Source organism: Limnobacter sp. CACIAM 66H1, from assembly GCF_001601825.1.
In the GTDB taxonomy this organism is placed as follows: domain Bacteria; phylum Pseudomonadota; class Gammaproteobacteria; order Burkholderiales; family Burkholderiaceae_B; genus Limnobacter.
Genome location: NZ_LUJK01000003.1, coordinates 91915 through 108255, shown reverse-complemented (window position 1 = coordinate 108255; position 16341 = coordinate 91915). Strand labels below are relative to the sequence as shown.

Annotated in this window: 15 protein-coding genes; 7 read left to right on the top strand and 8 right to left on the bottom strand. The window is 50.7% G+C overall.

The window, feature by feature from the left end; genetic code table 11:
* On the bottom strand, positions 1–478 hold a 478-nt coding region (locus A0129_RS01755; RefSeq protein WP_291711857.1), incomplete at its 3' end, for a peptidogalycan biosysnthesis protein.
* Positions 479–507: 29 nt separating this feature from the next.
* Here A0129_RS01755 and A0129_RS01750 point away from each other — a divergent pair.
* Together A0129_RS01750 and A0129_RS01745 are read left to right on the top strand one after the other, a co-directional pair.
* Positions 508–2163 (top strand): NAD+ synthase, encoded by a 1656-nt coding sequence (locus tag A0129_RS01750; protein ID WP_291711854.1) that lies wholly within the window; start codon positions 508–510, stop codon positions 2161–2163.
* Entirely contained in the window at positions 2160–2498 is a 339-nt protein-coding gene (locus A0129_RS01745; RefSeq protein ID WP_008252857.1) for a P-II family nitrogen regulator, read from the top strand. The genes A0129_RS01750 and A0129_RS01745 overlap by 4 nt, the downstream gene beginning before the upstream one ends.
* 62 nt (positions 2499–2560) lie before the next feature.
* Here A0129_RS01745 and A0129_RS01740 read toward each other — a convergent pair whose 3' ends face one another.
* The 3 genes from A0129_RS01740 to trxB are packed head-to-tail and all read right to left on the bottom strand — an operon-like array spanning position 2561 to position 5142.
* Positions 2561–3481: an alpha/beta hydrolase gene (locus A0129_RS01740; RefSeq protein WP_291711852.1), complete on the bottom strand. Its 921-nt coding sequence runs from the start codon at positions 3479–3481 to the stop codon at positions 2561–2563.
* A 26-nt stretch (positions 3482–3507) separates the two neighbouring features.
* The gene (locus tag A0129_RS01735) at positions 3508–4131 is read right to left on the bottom strand and encodes a Smr/MutS family protein (RefSeq protein WP_291711850.1); all 624 of its coding nucleotides are present in this window, start codon (positions 4129–4131) and stop codon (positions 3508–3510) included.
* 45 nt (positions 4132–4176) lie between these two features.
* Positions 4177–5142 carry a thioredoxin-disulfide reductase gene (gene trxB / locus A0129_RS01730; protein WP_291711848.1) on the bottom strand — a complete coding sequence of 322 codons (966 nt, stop codon included), beginning with the start codon at positions 5140–5142 and terminating at the stop codon, positions 4177–4179.
* Between the two features lie 108 nt (positions 5143–5250).
* Here trxB and A0129_RS01725 point away from each other — a divergent pair, with 108 nt between their 5' ends.
* The 4 genes from A0129_RS01725 (at position 5251) to serS (ending at position 11032) form a co-directional block, all read left to right on the top strand.
* Positions 5251–7572, top strand: a complete 2322-nt coding sequence (locus tag A0129_RS01725) for a DNA translocase FtsK (protein WP_294885608.1) — start codon at positions 5251–5253, stop codon at positions 7570–7572.
* A gap of 77 nt (positions 7573–7649) precedes the next feature.
* On the top strand, positions 7650–8285 hold the full coding sequence (lolA, locus tag A0129_RS01720) for an outer membrane lipoprotein chaperone LolA (protein WP_291711843.1): 636 nt from the start codon (positions 7650–7652) through the stop codon (positions 8283–8285).
* Entirely contained in the window at positions 8282–9655 is a 1374-nt protein-coding gene (locus tag A0129_RS01715) for a replication-associated recombination protein A (protein WP_291711840.1), read from the top strand. The genes lolA and A0129_RS01715 overlap by 4 nt, the downstream gene beginning before the upstream one ends.
* A gap of 87 nt (positions 9656–9742) precedes the next feature.
* The gene (gene serS / locus A0129_RS01710; RefSeq protein ID WP_291711836.1) at positions 9743–11032 is read left to right on the top strand and encodes a serine--tRNA ligase; all 1290 of its coding nucleotides are present in this window, start codon (positions 9743–9745) and stop codon (positions 11030–11032) included.
* A 21-nt stretch (positions 11033–11053) separates the two neighbouring features.
* On the opposite strand, the gene A0129_RS01705 is transcribed toward serS, so the two are convergent.
* From A0129_RS01705 to A0129_RS01695, 3 genes are all read right to left on the bottom strand, one after another.
* Complete coding sequence (locus A0129_RS01705; RefSeq protein WP_291711833.1) at positions 11054–12370, bottom strand: hypothetical protein; 1317 nt, start codon at positions 12368–12370, stop codon at positions 11054–11056.
* An 81-nt stretch (positions 12371–12451) separates the two neighbouring features.
* Complete coding sequence (locus A0129_RS01700) at positions 12452–13021, bottom strand: hypothetical protein (RefSeq protein WP_291711829.1); 570 nt, start codon at positions 13019–13021, stop codon at positions 12452–12454.
* Positions 13022–13224: 203 nt separating this feature from the next.
* Positions 13225–13593 carry a GIY-YIG nuclease family protein gene (locus A0129_RS01695; RefSeq protein ID WP_291711827.1) on the bottom strand — a complete coding sequence of 123 codons (369 nt, stop codon included), beginning with the start codon at positions 13591–13593 and terminating at the stop codon, positions 13225–13227.
* A gap of 253 nt (positions 13594–13846) precedes the next feature.
* Between A0129_RS01695 and A0129_RS01690 the strand changes: the two genes are divergently transcribed.
* Positions 13847–14572, top strand: coding sequence for an NYN domain-containing protein (locus tag A0129_RS01690; protein ID WP_083797220.1), 726 nt, complete (start codon positions 13847–13849; stop codon positions 14570–14572).
* A gap of 55 nt (positions 14573–14627) precedes the next feature.
* Here the strand turns inward: A0129_RS01690 and A0129_RS01685 are convergent, their stop codons facing one another.
* Positions 14628–16307, bottom strand: a complete 1680-nt coding sequence (locus tag A0129_RS01685; protein ID WP_291711825.1) for a long-chain fatty acid--CoA ligase — start codon at positions 16305–16307, stop codon at positions 14628–14630.
* Between the last annotated feature and the right edge of the window lie 34 nt (positions 16308–16341).

The following is a 16341-nucleotide window of genomic DNA, read 5'->3' as shown; positions in this document are numbered from 1 at the left end:
ACAAGGCATGCAGGGTTGAGATTTGCACACCCAATAGTTCAGTGTTCTCGGCAGCCTGCCAGGTCAATTGTGCCAAACCTTGGGCAATCGCTCTGCCTGCCTCTGGGCTGGCATGAAGCACTTTGGGTGCCAAAACCGGGGTAAATGGTATTGCAGAAAGCAGCTTGGGGTAATAACGTTGCCCATTGCGTTCATAGGCCTGGGCCCAGGCCCAGTCAAAAACATACTCGCCATAGGAATGTGATTTCAAGTAGAGGGGCAACGCTGCTTGAAGCCCGCCGGCGTCCCCATGGATGGCCAAATGCAGCGGACCCCAACCGGTTTCCGCTGTAGCACTTCCGCTGGCCTCTAGGGCCAGCAGGTATTCATGGCGTAGGGCTGGGTGTAGCACACCAGCATTGCATTTGCGCACAAGTGAATTCCATTCAGCTTGTGCGATCTCGCCAATCGATTGGCAAATCTGCATGCGATAATTCATAAAGGCGACAACTACTATGCAGGTACCCAGTGAGTTTATCCCGAGTCCGATTGGCCATTGCGCAGTTAAACCTGACTGTGGGCGATTTAAAAGGCAATTGTGCAAAAATTCTTGATTATGCGCACAAGGCCGCTACACAAGGCGTGCGAATTCTTCTCACCCCCGAGCTGTCCATCACTGGTTATCCGCCCGAAGACCTTTTGTTGCGCCCTTCGTTTCAGCGTCAAACCGACACTGCCTTTGATCGTCTGCGACAAGACTTGGCTTCACTCGATTTGTATGTGGTGGTGGGACACCCCGTAAGCAGAGAAGGCGAGTTGTTCAATGCAGCCTCTGTGCTGTATCGCGGGCAAGTTGTGGGCATGTACCACAAGCACGACTTGCCGAACCGCGAGGTTTTCGATGAGCAACGCTATTTCACGCCTGATAATCGCCCCTTGGTGTTCGAGGTAGATGGTATTCGGTTTGGTTTGAATATTTGCGAAGACACCTGGAATCGCTACGCGCCAGAGGCGGCGGCTTCTGCGGGTGCCGAAGTATTGCTGGTGCCCAATGCATCTCCCTATCACATGGGCAAACAAACCATTCGGCAATCAATGGTGGCCAAGCGCGTTCAAGAAACCGGCATGGCGATCGTATACGCCAACATGCTGGGCGGGCAGGACGAACTGGTTTTTGATGGCGCATCTTTTGCAATGGATGGTAAGCAGCATGTGGCCATGCGTCTGCCGCAGTTTCAAGAGGCCTTGGCCATGCTTGATGCAGTGGCGCGTCCCGGCGAGCCTATTGTGTTGGAGGCCCACCAGCCATGTGTGCCCGAACTCGACTTGACTGCACAGGTTTACGAGGCGTTGAAAATGGGCGTACATGATTACGTCACAAAGAACCGCTTTCCTGGCGCGATTATTGGATTGTCAGGTGGTGTTGATTCTGCAATTACTTTGGCGATTGCAGTGGATGCCTTGGGCGCTGACAAAGTGCGTGCGGTGATGATGCCTTCGCCATACACTGCCGATATCTCGCTGGATGATTCCCGCGACATGGTCAAGCGCCTCGGCATTCAGTACGACGAGATTTCCATCCAGGACTGCATGAAGGCCTTTGACTCAAGCTTGGCCTCCCTGTTCAAGGGCTTGGCAGCAGACACCACGGAGGAAAACCTGCAAGCGCGTATCCGCGGAACCATGCTCATGGCCATTTCCAACAAAACCGGCCGAATTGTGTTGACCACTGGCAACAAAAGTGAAATGGCCACCGGTTATTGCACTTTGTATGGCGACATGGCGGGTGGCTTCGCGGTGATCAAAGACATATTCAAAACCCTGGTGTATCAGCTTTGTGAATATCGCAACAGCCTGTCTGAAATCATTCCGACCCGAATTATTACGCGCCCACCGTCAGCTGAATTGCGACCGGATCAAGTCGATCAGGACAGCTTGCCTCCTTATGATGTACTCGATGCCATTCTGGCCCGCTACATGGAGAAAGATGAATCAGTTGAAAACATCATTGCCAGCGGCTTTCAGAAGGAAGACGTGTTTAAGGCTGTTAAACTGCTCCGTATCAACGAATACAAGAGAAGACAGGCGCCCGTGGGTATTCGGGTCACGCACCGAGCATTCGGCCGTGACTGGCGCTATCCAATTACATCCAAGTTCAACGATCTAGAAGGATTCCAAGAATGAAACTGGTCAGCGCAATCATCAAGCCTTTCAAACTGGACGAAGTACGTGAAGCATTGTCGGAAGTGGGTGTGACCGGTTTGACAGTGACCGAAGTAAAAGGCTTTGGTCGTCAGCGCGGTCACACTGAGTTGTACCGTGGTGCCGAGTATGTGGTTGATTTTCTGCCCAAGGTGAAAATTGAACTCGTCATTGAAGACAAGCTCGTCGATCAGGCCATTGATGCTATTCAAAACGCAGCCAGAACCAACAAAATCGGTGACGGTAAAATTTTCGTGACTGATGTTGAACGTGTGATCCGAATTCGCACGGGCGAACAAGGCGAAGCCGCCATTTAAACCGAAAAGCCCAGGTTCTTCACTTGGGCTTTCTTTTTTACAAGGCGTGGTTTAGCGGGCTGCTAGCCTAAATGGCTGTGAATGATTTCTGCAAATGTGGGCGCCAAAGGTTCTGGCAAATCATGGCCCAAGCCTTTGATCAAATGAAGTCTTGAATTGGGTATCAACTTGGCGATTCGTTCCGAGCAGGCCTTCTTCAAGAGTGGATCATCCAGCCCATGAATCACGCAGGTGGGCACTTTGATTTCCCGTGTGTAATCTTCGATCGAACCTGTGGCCACCACGCAGTGGGTTTGCCGCAGCACACCAGCAGGCTTGTAAGCACGGTTGTATGATTTCCGGGCCCGCTCCCTCAACTTCAGTGGGTCAGGCGGATAGCCGGGGCTTCCAATGGCAGTAAACACCCGTTCCACATGTGCCACCACATCGTCAATTTTCTGGCTTTTGGGTTTTTTCAGAAACATGTTGTGCAACACATTCGGTGTGGGCATCGGCAACTTTGGGTTGTTGGTACTCGACATCAAGGTGACCAGCTTTCCTATTTTCTCGGGAGCCTTTGCCGCCACGATTTGCGAAATCATGCCGCCCATCGAAATACCGAGCAGGTGAGGGCGCTTTAATTCAAGTGCATCAATCAGACCAATTGCATCGTTGGCCATGGTATCCAGCTTGTAATTGGTGGGTGTTTGCAGGCCCAGCTTGTTGCGAATGAATGTGGCTGGTACGTTCACTTTCATGCTGGTCGGGTGTTGGTCGGTCAGGCCGATATCGCGGTTGTCGAAGCGCACCAGTCGGTAACCCCGCTGCAACAAAGGTGCACAAAACTCATCGTTCCACATGGTCAGCTGGCAGCCAAGTCCAGCCACCATGAAGATGGTTTCACCATCTTCAGGGCCTGCGCTTTCCCAGGCCATATTCAGCCCAGTAATGCTGGATTTGGCAAAACCTTGTTGCCATTCAATGGGGTTGCTCGCAGCTTTCATCTGTGCTGTCTCCGTGGTGTGTCTTGTTATTGTCGGGCTTTGAGTATCACCAGCAGGGCGCCTGCGCCACCGTCTCGGGGTGGGGCTTGGCAAAAAGCAAGCACTTCGTCTTTTTGCACCAGCCAGCGTTTTACTTTTTCTTTCAGCACGGGTTCTTTGCCAATCGAACCCAAGCCCTTGCCGTGAATGATTCTGACACAACGAATGTCATGTTTTACGCTGGATCGTAAAAACTCACCCACCGCTGTGCGGGCTTCATCAGAGCGTAGCCCATGCAAATCGATTTGAGCCTGGATAACCCATTGGCCCTTGCGCAGCTTTTTCAAGGCTTCTACGCCAACGCCATTGCGGCGGTAGGACAGCTTGTCATCGGTTTCCAGAAAGCGCTCGACATCCATTTCATCGGAGATACTTTCCCACAGCACAGCTTCATCATCCATTTCCCGCTGGCGGGCGATGGGTGCCGGTTTTTCCAGTTCGTGAAGCTTGAGATTGGCGTCGGGCAGGGGAGTGACATCTCGAACCTGTCTTTTGAACAGGTTGGCTTCCTCTTGTCGTTTTTGAAGTTCGGCAGATTTAATTTTCTCCTGGCGCTCGGCTTCGAGGCGCTGCTCTTTGAGCGAGCGCCTCACGCCTTCAAGGTCTGCCATGGAAGTCAGCTTTTTCAATGCGGTACTTATTTAAAGGGGCTCTTGTCAGCCTTCTTGAGCTTCCAGCCAGCGCTGTGCATCCAGAGCAGCCATACAACCTGTACCCGCACTGGTAATTGCCTGACGGTAGACATGGTCCTGCACGTCACCTGCGGCAAAGACACCATCAATGCTGGTCATAGTGGCCAGGCCATTCAAACCGCTTCGAGTGGTGATGTACCCATTTTTCATCTCGATTTGGCCCTCAAAAATATCGGTGTTGGGTTTGTGGCCGATAGCGATGAAAACGCCCTGCAGGGCCAATTCCTGGGTTTCGCCAGTTTTCGTCGATTTAATCCGTGCACCGCTGACACCCATTTCGTTACCCAGTACTTCATCCAGCGTGTAATCCGTTTTAAGCTCGATTTTTCCTTCCTTCACCTTGTCCATCATTTTGTCGATCAAAATGGCTTCAGCTTTGAATTTGTCACGGCGGTGAATCACGGTCACCTTTTTGGCGATGTTGCTCAGGTACAGTGCTTCTTCAACCGCGGTGTTGCCGCCACCCACCACACACACCTCCTGATTGCGGTAGAAGAAGCCATCGCAAGTGGCACACGCAGACACACCTTTGCCCGCAAATTCTTCCTCAGAGGGCAACCCCAAGTACATTGCACTGGCGCCAGTTGCAATAATCAATGCATCGCAGGTGTAAACGCCAGAGTCACCTTTTAGCGTGAATGGACGTTGTTGTAGTTCAACTGTATGAATGTGGTCAAAAATGATCTCAGTATTGAAGCGCTCGGCATGGGCCAAAAAGCGGGTCATCAGGTCAGGGCCCTGCACACCCTGCGCATCGGCGGGCCAGTTGTCCACGTCAGTTGTGGTCATCAGTTGGCCACCTTGGGCCATGCCGGTGATCAAAACTGGGTTCAGGTTGGCACGGGCGGCGTACACGGCGGCGGTGTATCCGGCGGGTCCAGACCCCAAAATGAGGACTTTGGCGTGGCGTGGCATGTTAGAACTGGTCATTGCTACCTCTTTTGTGCTTCAAATGGTGTCTGTTCGAGATATTTCTCTCGAACTTTGTCAGAATACAGACTTCAATTATATGCTGCATTGCGGGCTACTCTTATTACAGTGAATTCCAGGACCACACAAAATACAGGCACTCTTCGGATCAGCAAGTTGTTGCTGGAAATCCGTTGGTTATGTCTTCTTGTCTTTTCCATCTACCTGTTTCTGATTCTTGTTTCGCACAGCAGCAGCGACGACAGTTTTTCCCATGAATCAGGCAGCAGTGTCGTCAGCAACTTTGGCGGGGCCGTGGGGGCTCACTTATCCGATTTGCTGTTTTTCATCGCCGGCTATTCTGCTTACGCTTTGTTGGGCCTGTCATTCTTTATGTTGTGGCGTGCCCGCAAAATGGTGGATGCCATCGAGTTGCCTGGTTTTAACGAACCCTTGCCAAAGTGGATTGCCTGGGTAAGACCAATCGGCTTTTTGGTGCTGTGGGTTGGTTTAATGGGGCTTGAGTCTTTGTCGATCTTCAAAGGCGAAGGCCTTCCCGCAGGTGCGGGTGGCGTTGTCGGACAAACCATCTCCAGCATTTTTCAGCAGTTGCTCGGACTTTCTGGCGCTGTGATGTTGCTATTGCTGTGCACGGCAGCAGGCCTTAGTGGTCTACTGGGCTTGAGCTGGGCGGTAATGGCCGAGCGAGTGGGTGGCTTTCTGGAAGGATTGGTGTTCAAAACCAGAGAATTGGTGACGGCCTACTTCGACCGCAAGGAAGGCAAAAAAGTCGCCTTGGCCCGGGTCGAAAAAGTAGAGCAAAAACGCGAGAAATTCGAAGAGCACAAACCGATTCGAATAGAACCTGTCGCTGTACCCGTTGAACCCTCGGTACAGGCGATTAAAGAGAAACAGCAACCTTTGTTTGCCGAGCTGACCGAGACAGAGTTACCACCTTTGGGTTTGCTGGATGATGCGCCCGCCGCCATTGAAACCGTATCAGCTGACACACTTGAATATACCTCTCGCTTGATCGAGAAGAAGCTCAGTGATTTTGGAGTACAGGTTCAGGTGATGGCGGCCCAGCCAGGCCCAGTGATTACCCGTTTTGAAGTTGAACCTGCTGCGGGTGTGAAGGGTTCTCAAGTGGTGAATTTGGCCAAAGATTTGGCCCGCGCATTAAGCTTGGTGTCTATACGCGTGGTTGAAACCATATACGGCAAGAACCTGATGGGGCTTGAACTGCCTAACCCGCGCAGACAAGTGGTGAAGTTGACCGAGATTTTGGGTTCGCAGGTATACAGTACCAACAAATCGCCTGTGACGATGGCCTTGGGTAAAGATATCGCCGGTAAGCCGGTGGTGGCCGATTTGGCCAAAATGCCACACCTTTTGGTGGCGGGTACCACCGGCTCGGGTAAATCGGTGGGTATCAACGCGATGATTTTGTCACTGCTGTACAAAAGCGGCGCCGAAGAAGTGCGTTTGATTCTGATTGACCCAAAAATGCTTGAAATGAGCGTTTATGAAGGTATCCCGCATCTGTTATGCCCAGTGGTCACCGACATGCGCCAAGCTGCCAATGCCCTGAATTGGGCTGTGGGTGAAATGGAGAAGCGCTACCGCCTGATGAGCAAAATGGGTGTACGCAATTTGGCAGGCTACAACTCAAAAATTGCAGATGCGAAAAAGGCGGGTCAGAGTATTCCAAACCCATTTAGCCTCACTCCTGATGCACCTGAGCCATTGGACACCCTGCCAATGTTGGTCATTGTGATCGACGAACTGGCTGATCTGATGATGGTGGTGGGCAAGAAAATTGAAGAATTGATTGCTCGCTTGGCGCAGAAGGCTCGTGCAGCTGGTATTCATCTGATCTTGGCCACTCAAAGGCCTTCGGTGGATGTCATTACCGGGTTGATCAAGGCCAACATTCCCACCCGAATCGCATTTCAGGTTTCCTCCAAAATTGATTCCCGCACCATTCTTGATCAAATGGGAGCCGAAGCGCTCTTGGGTCAAGGTGACATGTTGTACCTGCCTCCAGGCTCCGGCGTTCCCCAGCGCGTCCACGGCGCGTTTGTGTCGGATGACGAAGTTCATCGCGTGGTTGAGTACCTGAAAGAGAAGGGCGGTGAGCCCAATTACATAGAGGGCATTCTGGAAGGAGGAACTGCCGAAGAGGGTGGCAATGGCAGCATGGACGCCACCGCGGGCAGCTTTGACGGCGAAAAGGATGCTCTATACGATCAGGCTGTCAGCATTGTGCTCAAGCACCGAAGAGCATCCATTTCTTTTGTACAGCGCCACCTACGGATTGGTTATAACCGCGCGGCGCGTTTACTTGAAAGTATGGAGCAGGCTGGTTTGGTGTCTGCCATGCAGTCCAATGGCAACCGTGAAATTCTGGCTCGCACAGAGGCGGGCCAACAGGATGATGAACCGTTTTAAGTTTGGTAAAGCCTGTTTACCCATCGTCCAGATGTGCGTTATTAGAAAATAATGGTTTCAAAGGAATAAAAATTTTCATGCGAATTCAGCAATTCTTGTTTCGATCTGTTCTGGCTGCGGCTTTAAGCACTGGAGCCATCGGATCTGCTTGGGCCTCCGCCCAAGAGGCGTTGAACAACTTTGTAAAGAACCGTGCTTTCGCTGAAGGTCAGTTTTCGCAGGTGGTCATTTCTCCAAGTGGCGCGGTGAAGCAGCGCGGCACTGGAGAATTTACGTTTTCCCGACCTGGAAAATTTCGCTGGGAAATCAAGAAACCCTATCCTTTGCTGCTGCTTTCTAACGGCAGCACAGTAGTTTCTTACGACGAAGACATGGGGCATGCCACACAAAAGCCGATTGGCAACGCGATGGATTCCACACCCGTAGCCCTTCTGTTCGGTAGCAAAGACGTCGACAAATTGTTCAATCTCAAAGACGAGGGTGTCAAAGATGGCAAAGAATGGCTCGTCATACGCCCCAAAGACAAAGACAATCTGTTCGACTTTGCCAGAATCGGCTGGAAGGATGGCTTGCCGGTCAAGCTCGAAATTCATGATGCGCTTGGGCAGGTTACCCAGCTGGAGCTGACCAATTGGGATTTCTCCAAACAAAGGTCCGCAAGTTATTTTGATTTCAAGGCCCCTGCGGGTGTTGACCTCATTAAAACGCAATGACCTCAGACTTGTTTGGTGAAGAACCTTCACGCACTAGTCCTTTTGCAAAGGGCGTACGTAACAGCGTCAGCGCTGAAGCGGTGAGTGCGTCGGTTCCTTTGGCCGAGCGCATCCGTCCACGCAATCTGGCTGAAGTGGTGGGACAAGTCCACCTCTTGGGCCCAGGCAAACCGTTGTCCTTGTTGTTCGAACGACAACATGTCCATTCCCTGATTTTATGGGGCCCTCCCGGTGTGGGTAAAACCACATTGGCTCGATTGTTGGCAGGCGCTGCCAGCTCACAGTTCATTGCTCTTTCAGCTGTGCTTTCCGGGGTCAAGGAAATTCGCGCCGCGATTGATCAAGCCAGTGAATATGCGCGTGCAGGCAAAGCCACTATTTTGTTCATCGATGAAATTCACCGTTTTAACAAATCTCAGCAAGATGCTTTATTGCCCTTTGTAGAGTCGGGCCTTGTGACATTTATTGGCGCGACCACTGAAAACCCCTCATTCGAGGTGAACTCTGCGTTGTTGTCACGTTCTCAGGTTTATGTACTCAATAGCTTGAGTGAAGACGACTTTGGGCATTTGCTCAAGCGTGCTCAGGCAGAGTTGAACACTGAAGTGGTTGTAGAGGCAGAGGCTTTTGAGGCGTTGTGTGCTTATGCCGATGGGGATGCACGCCGTTTTCTGAATTTGGTGGAGATTACGCTGCTTCAAACGAAAGCGCAGGGGCTGAAGAGCCTGAGTCTCTCTGCGTTAAAGCAAATTGCCCCCTCGCAGATTCGTCGTTTCGACAAAGGGGGCGATGCTTTTTATGATCAAATATCGGCCTTGCACAAATCGGTGCGTGGCTCTGACCCCGATGCGGCCTTGTACTGGTTTTGCCGCATGCTTGATGGGGGGGCTGACCCGCGCTACATGGCCCGTCGCATTGTGCGCATGGCGTGGGAAGACATTGGCTTGGCCGATCCCCGCGCTTTTACCATCGCGAACGAAGCTGCGCAAACTTATGAACGCTTGGGTAGCCCTGAAGGTGAATTGGCTTTGGCCCAGTGCGTGCTTTATCTCGCAATCGCTGCGAAAAGCAATGCGGGTTACAACGCCTACAAACAGGCCATGGCGCATGTGAAACAGAGCAATTCCATGCCTGTACCCATGCATTTGCGCAATGCCCCCACCAAGCTGATGAAAGAGCTGGGCCATGGCACTGGATATCGTTATGCCCACGACGAGGAAGAGGGACATGCCGCCGGTGAAAGCTATTGGCCTGATGGCATGCAAGCCTCACAGTTTTATCAGCCCACAGAACGCGGCCTTGAGGGTAAAATTACAGAAAAGCTCAAGTGGCTTGCCCAACGCAACGCTGAAGCCCGCCAAAAAAAGTAAGAAGCACCCACAAAACGGCCCACAAGGGGCTAGAAGTTTTAGTACCATCTCCGCTATTCACACCAACCGCGTTTCGAGAAATTTTTCATGCTTGATATTCAATTGCTTCGCAAAGACCTGGCCAATGTGGCAGAACGATTAGCCCTACGTGGCTACAGCCTTGACATTGAGCAATTTAATGTCTTGGAAGGCAAACGCAAGCAACTACAAACCAGCACCGAAGAACTGCAAGCCAAGCGAAACAGCATGTCCAAGCAAATCGGTCAGTTAAAGGCCAAAGGCGAGGATGTGTCCGCGGTGATGGCCGAAGTGGCAGGTTTAGGCGACGAATTAAAACGAAATGAAACCGACCTCGCTGCTTTGCAGGATGAAGTGAATTCATTTTTGTTGAATATTCCAAATTTGCCACATGAATCCGTGCCTGCAGGTAAGTCCGAGGAAGACAATGTTGAGCTTCGCCGTTGGGGTACACCTGCCCAGTTTGATTTCGACATCAAAGACCATGTCGACCTCGGCGAAAAACTTGGCCTGGACTTTGAGACCGCTGCCAATTTGTCGGGTTCTCGTTTCGCTGTGTTGAAGGGGCAAATTGCCAAATTGCATCGCGCCTTGGCGCAGTTCATGCTCGATACACACACCGAACAGCATGGCTACACTGAGCACTACACGCCCTACATCGTTCGCGGCGAAACCTTGAAAGGGACAGGTCAGCTTCCGAAGTTTGCGGATGATCTCTTTTCAGTGAAGAAGGGCGGAGAAGAAGGAACGTCCGAGCCTTTGTATTTAATTCCAACCGCTGAAGTCACATTAACCAATCTGGTGGCTGATCAAATTTTGAAAGCCGCAGACCTGCCAATCAAAATGACAGCGCATTCGCCCTGTTTCCGATCCGAGGCGGGCAGCTATGGCCGTGACACCCGTGGCCTGATTCGTCAGCACCAATTCGACAAAGTTGAAATGGTTCGGATTGAAAATCCGGAAAACTCATATGCCGCACTGGATGAAATGACCCAACACGCGGAAAACATCCTGCAAAAGCTGGGTCTGCCCTATCGGGTCATTGTGCTCTGCACTGGCGACATGGGTTTTGGATCAACACGTACCCACGATATTGAGGTCTGGTTGCCTGCTCAGAATACCTACCGCGAAATTTCGTCTTGCTCGAACTGCGAAAGCTTTCAGGCGCGACGAATGAAAGCCCGCTTTAAAAACGAAGCAGGTAAAACCGAGTTTGTACACACACTGAATGGTTCAGGGCTTGCGGTAGGGCGTACTTTGGTTGCTGTGCTGGAGAACTACCAGCAGGCAGACGGATCGGTGAAGGTTCCAGAAGTACTTCAGCCTTATCTGGGTGGTAAAACTGTACTCAGGCCTTGATTAATCGGGTTTTGATTTGTGTTAGCCGCGCTGTGCTGGTAAAAGTAGAGGGCACAGTGCGCAAGCAGTCGCTGAAAAACCGCTAAAAATCCACAGCATCACTTGCGTGTTTTGCCCAGCAAGCAAACTGACCGCTACGCCCATAATCAAGATGAGAAGACCGATCACAGTATTGCTGACAGCCACGTAAGCTGAGCGTGTTTCCGCAGTGGCCATATCCACAAGCAGGGTTTTCCTGCCCAAACGCACGCCTGCCAGGCAAACTGATGTCAGAAAATAAGCGGTCACAAACAGCAGCAAGGCGCTAAGCTCGATCTCGAATTGCAAAATCATCAACACTGCAATGCTCACCATGGCGTTGATGCCGCTGGCGACCGCCATCAAACTTCGACTTGAATAATCAGCCAAGCGTCCCCACACGTAGCCAGACACAGTATTGGCCAAGCCCGAAACAATTAAAAACAAACCAATCAATGCTGCATTGCCCAGGCTGTTCTGAGCAAGAATGATCAACATGGGTGCTCCTAACGACACACTGAGCAGCAGGGTGCGAACAATCACGAAATTACGAAAAGGTATGTCATCTTTGAGCAAACGAAGTGACTTTAAAGCCTCGATACCCGCATTTGCGCCGCCTTCAGTGGCACCAGGTTCCTCTCGAATTGCCCAAATGGCCACTGAGGCCACTATCCAGCACAGCCCCGCAATACCGAAAAGACTTGCCAATATCCCTTCATTGTTTTTAATCTGATTGTAAAACCCCAGATTCAATCCCAACAGCAAAGTGAAAATGCCCGAAACGCTGGTGGCCAGTCCCATGAGTGTGCCTCGCCGTGATTTAGATACGGTTTTCCCCAAAACGTCTTTCGCTGCCACAGAGCAAACGCCCCTTGCGACACTGAACAGAATCAGCGCGGCAAAAACCAGCCAGGCGGCATGTTTCGCCGATAAATCAACTAGCAATACAAATGCACAAGCCCAAAGCGCGATGCCACTGAGCATCCCCCCCAACATCCAGACATACTTTCTGAGTGCTTTGGCTCTTATCCTGGCTGCAATAAACAGCTGGGGGAGCAAAACACCCGACTCTCGAATGGGCACTGCAAGAGAAACCAGGAGAAGCGGGGCCCCCAAGAGACCCAGAACCCATGGAAATATCAGCCGGGCACTGGCTATTTCGTCTGCAAGCTTGGTGAAAAAATTGCTGATCAGATGCAGAAAAAAATTGACAGGTTGATGTTTGCAAGACTCATCGGGGATGTCCTTGCAAACTCGCGCATCTTCGTCACCGGTAATCAGGTCATATAAGGCGGTAGTAGCCGGTTTGGTATCTTGCATGTTGATAAGTATCAATTAAAAAGGCACCCGAAGGTGCCTTTTTAATTGAACAATCCGATGTTCTGCAGTACTGGAAGCAGTTTACTGTGCACCTACTGTGGCCTTGATGGCCGCAATGAACTTTTCACTTTGAGCGATGTTACTGACCGTTGCTTCGAGACCATGCCGTGCCGAGGCCAATCGGATAAAACGTTCCATGCGGCGGGTTTCGTGTTTGTTCCAGCGAACCGTAAAGGACACCACTCGATTGTTGTCAATCCACACATTGCTGGGTTTCAGGAACATAAAGTCGCCCAGAGCTACTTTAGGTAAACCTACCTGACCACTTGCATCCACACCTGTGAACTGAACCAGCAATGGACTTCCGTTTTGAAGCCAGCTATTGTTCTCGATTGCGTCGCAGAAGATAGAGCAGGTCGACCAGGTGAGCCCGCTGTAGCGAACCATAAATGCCAGTCTCGATTCTTCAAAATTATCTGTTACATCAGAACCGACTGCAGCCAAATCTTCAGGTTTCACTTTAAGTGCCAGCAGTTCTTGCTCGAGCGAACTGTAAGCCACGCTAGAACGAATTTGATCCGGAATGGGCTTAACCTGCAACCAATGAAACAGGCAATAAGACCGAGTCAAACGCTCTGCAATCGAACTCATGATGAACTCCTGAAAAACACGCTGCAACGCAGTTGGTACTGGGCTCGGAGTTTTTCAGATTCACACCGAGGCTCTAACCAAATTCCCTTGACATCACACATCACTGAACAACACAGTGATTGGTGTGTGAGTTGCAAGAAAAGGTTCAATTATTGTTAACGCTGAACAGGGAAATTGGAATACCAAATTTTCAAAAAATTTGCTCACGCAGCTTTTTCTTGGTCCTTTTCTGTTTCCTCCACTCTTTTTACTGAATATTCGCTCATAAATTGGGGCAATAAATCGTCCCAGTCGGGGTTCAGGGATTCAATCAACAGCAAACGCATGTCCCGAGGCCAGTTCCGCACTCGGCGAAGTCGGGCCACAAACTTGTCATGATCACTCCAAACCTCGAAGTAAACGAGACGATCCAGGCGATGATAGTGGGCGTAATCCCGTCTAAGCCCCTGAAGGTGCTCTTCCATTCGCTCAAGTAGGCAATTTGTGTCCCCAAGGTAAAGAGGGCCATTGGGTTTGCTGTTCGAGAGGATGTATAGCCAATATTTGCCTTGTTTCCTGGCGGTGTCGTTCAAGCTACTGTCCGAGTTTTTGCTCAATTCTTCCTCCGCACCAATGGGCTGTAGGGGGCAATAAGTTGCTGTAAGTACTATGCTTACTTATTGTATGTGTATTGCCAATTTTGCTGTGCAAGATTCTCCCTCTTAATGGGTGCTGCCATCGCTATTTTTGACGGTTATTCAGTGGTACTATATTTGTGGAAAACTTTTTCTAGACGCCGAAATAAGTTTGGCCAACTAATTATTTATATATTTATCAAAGGCTTATATGCTTACAGCTATCCTTGTGGATGGTCCTTTCTTCATTCGCAGAATTCGCCAAATTTTCCCGAGTTCAGTCCACCATGATGCAAAAGTCATGGCAGATCTGGTGTGGCGCTTGTCAGCGGCTCATTTGTTTGAACGCAACCAGCCAAAGCGTCACCTGTTCCGAATTTTTTTTTACGACACCCCAGTGTTTACACAACGCGTGACTTTGCCCGTGTCCAGGCAGCAAATCGATTTGTCTAAATCCAAAGAGGGACAATTTCGAGTTGCATTTCAGCGTCAATTGCAAAGAAAACGGAAGTTGGCGGTGAAACTGGGTGAGGCACGTGAAGCCGATACCTGGAAACTCAATGAGGACGCATTGGCCGATTTGTTGGGCAAGCGAATCACAGTTGACGACCTTGCTGATGAGGATTTCACACCAGATTCTCACCCCAAAGGAATTGAATTGAGGATGGGTGTTGACCTCGCTACTTTGGCCTACAAAAGACAGGTTCAACAGGTGGTTTTGCTGACTGGGGACGGTGCATTCTCAAGTGCCGCTGAACTGCTGCGCCATGAAGGGGTCGACGTGGTGCTAGACCCGATGTGGCAGAATATCTCTGAGGATCTGTTTTCATACATCGACGGGTTGAGGTCTACTTGTCCACCGCCGGACCGAGCAGCGGACTTTTTGGCCCGTATCGGATCAGACAATTACGATCACGATGATTTGCCAGCGGAATAAAGAAAGCCCACTGCGAAGTGGGCTTTTTTGTATCAAGTCGGGCAGGGACTTTCAATCAATCTCCCATACCCTCTGCATAAAGATCGTTGATTCGATCCTTAAACGCCTCAATCACCTTCAAACGCTTCACCTTCAGGGTAGGGGTTAGAAGGCCATTATCGACCGTCCACGGTTCTTTGGTTGTGATAATTCGACGAACACGAATGTAGCGAGGCAAATGCTGTAGACGCTCATTGGCCCGTTTGATCAGCTCCTTCTCGTTGGAATTTGCGGTCACAGCGATCATCCCAATAAAAGGACGCCCCTCACCGATCAGAACAATTTGCTCAAAGACATCGTCGCCAATGATTGCCATTTCTGCGTCTTGAGGAGAAAACTTTTCCCCGTTGGATAGAACCATAATGTCTTTAATTCGGCCACGAATATAAATTCGTTTGTCCTTGATCTCGGCTACATCGCCCGTGTGCAACCAACCGTCTGCATCAATGGCAGTTTTGGTGGCCTCTTCATTTTGCCAATACCCCAACATGATGTTGGGGCCACGAGCCAACAATTCGTCCTGTTCACCCAGCATAACCTCGACATTGGGCAAGGCCGGTCCAACGGATTCGGGTACGTTGCCTTCTGGACGGTTCACTGAAATGACCGGGCATGCTTCAGTCATGCCGTAGCCATGAAGAATGGGTAGCCCCATGGCGATAAATGATTTGGCAATTGTGCTGTCGAGTGCGGCACCGCCCACTACGGCCAAACGCAGTCGACCACCCAACCTCTCCAAAATGGGTTGCGCCACTTTGGCGCGCAAAAGGGGAAGCTGGAAATGATCAACAATGCCTCCTTTGCCTTGTTCCATCCGCCAACCCACATCGACCAGTTTCTCAAATGCCTTTCTCTTGAATCGAGAATCTTTGACGGAAGCCTGAATACGCCCATAAAACTTTTCGAAAATGCGCGGAACAGCGAACAGCACCGTTGGGGCTTGGGTCGCCAGGTCTTCAGGCAATTGATTGATGCCGCGCGCATAAATAACCTTTGCGCCTACACGCAAGGGCAGGTAATAACCTCCCGTGCGCTCGAACATGTGAGACATTGGCAGAAAAGACAAGAATACGTCTTCGGGTTTCGCAATATCCAGCTGGAAACAACTGTCTACGTTGGCAATCACGTTTTTATGAGACAACATCACGCCTTTGGGGCGACCCGAGGTACCGGAGGTGTAGCAAATTGTTGCAAGCGTGTTTTGCTCGAGGTCAAGCAATTCAAAAGGCTCCAGTTTCTTGTCCAGACCTTTCAGCACATGATTTGCGTTTTCTACGCCATCGGCCTCTTTCTCGATGTCCGACTTGATGGATAAAATCCGGACATCTTTTAGATTCTCTTTCAACAGGTTCCGGGCAATGCGGTCGTTCTCCACAACCACGGCTCTCGATCCTGAATCCTGAATGCAATAGGCGATGTTACTGGCATTGTCATCGACATAAAGCGGCACTGACACCAGTCCCATGGCCACTGCGGCTTGATCAAATGCGACCCAGTGAACGCTGTTTTTCAAGCAAATGGCGACTCTGTCGCCAGGCTGCAAGCCCATGGACCGGAAAAAGGCTTGCCAGGAACGCGCGAGGTCAATCATTTCCCGCGCTTTGAAATCAACCCACTCGTTGTCGATAAACTGACGGTACAACACGCGATTGGGGGTGTCGTCGTGTTGAAACAAGAAAGTGGCGATATTCGCCATAAAGAGGTCTCCCAAATTTCTATTTTTATAAAAT

Bases quoted from the DNA above. Each gene is read 5' to 3' on its own strand.
- A0129_RS01745 (WP_008252857.1), top strand. From the start codon at position 2,160: ATGAAACTGGTCAGCGCAATCATCAAGCCTTTCAAACTGGACGAAGTA.
- A0129_RS01740 (WP_291711852.1), bottom strand. From the start codon at position 3,481: ATGAAAGCTGCGAGCAACCCCATTGAATGGCAACAAGGTTTTGCCAAA.
- A0129_RS01735 (WP_291711850.1), bottom strand. From the start codon at position 4,131: ATGGCAGACCTTGAAGGCGTGAGGCGCTCGCTCAAAGAGCAGCGCCTC.
- trxB (WP_291711848.1), bottom strand. From the start codon at position 5,142: ATGACCAGTTCTAACATGCCACGCCACGCCAAAGTCCTCATTTTGGGG.
- lolA (WP_291711843.1), top strand. From the start codon at position 7,650: ATGCGAATTCAGCAATTCTTGTTTCGATCTGTTCTGGCTGCGGCTTTA.
- A0129_RS01715 (WP_291711840.1), top strand. From the start codon at position 8,282: ATGACCTCAGACTTGTTTGGTGAAGAACCTTCACGCACTAGTCCTTTT.
- serS (WP_291711836.1), top strand. From the start codon at position 9,743: ATGCTTGATATTCAATTGCTTCGCAAAGACCTGGCCAATGTGGCAGAA.
- A0129_RS01705 (WP_291711833.1), bottom strand. From the start codon at position 12,370: ATGCAAGATACCAAACCGGCTACTACCGCCTTATATGACCTGATTACC.
- A0129_RS01700 (WP_291711829.1), bottom strand. From the start codon at position 13,021: ATGAGTTCGATTGCAGAGCGTTTGACTCGGTCTTATTGCCTGTTTCAT.
- A0129_RS01690 (WP_083797220.1), top strand. From the start codon at position 13,847: ATGCTTACAGCTATCCTTGTGGATGGTCCTTTCTTCATTCGCAGAATT.
- A0129_RS01685 (WP_291711825.1), bottom strand. From the start codon at position 16,307: ATGGCGAATATCGCCACTTTCTTGTTTCAACACGACGACACCCCCAAT.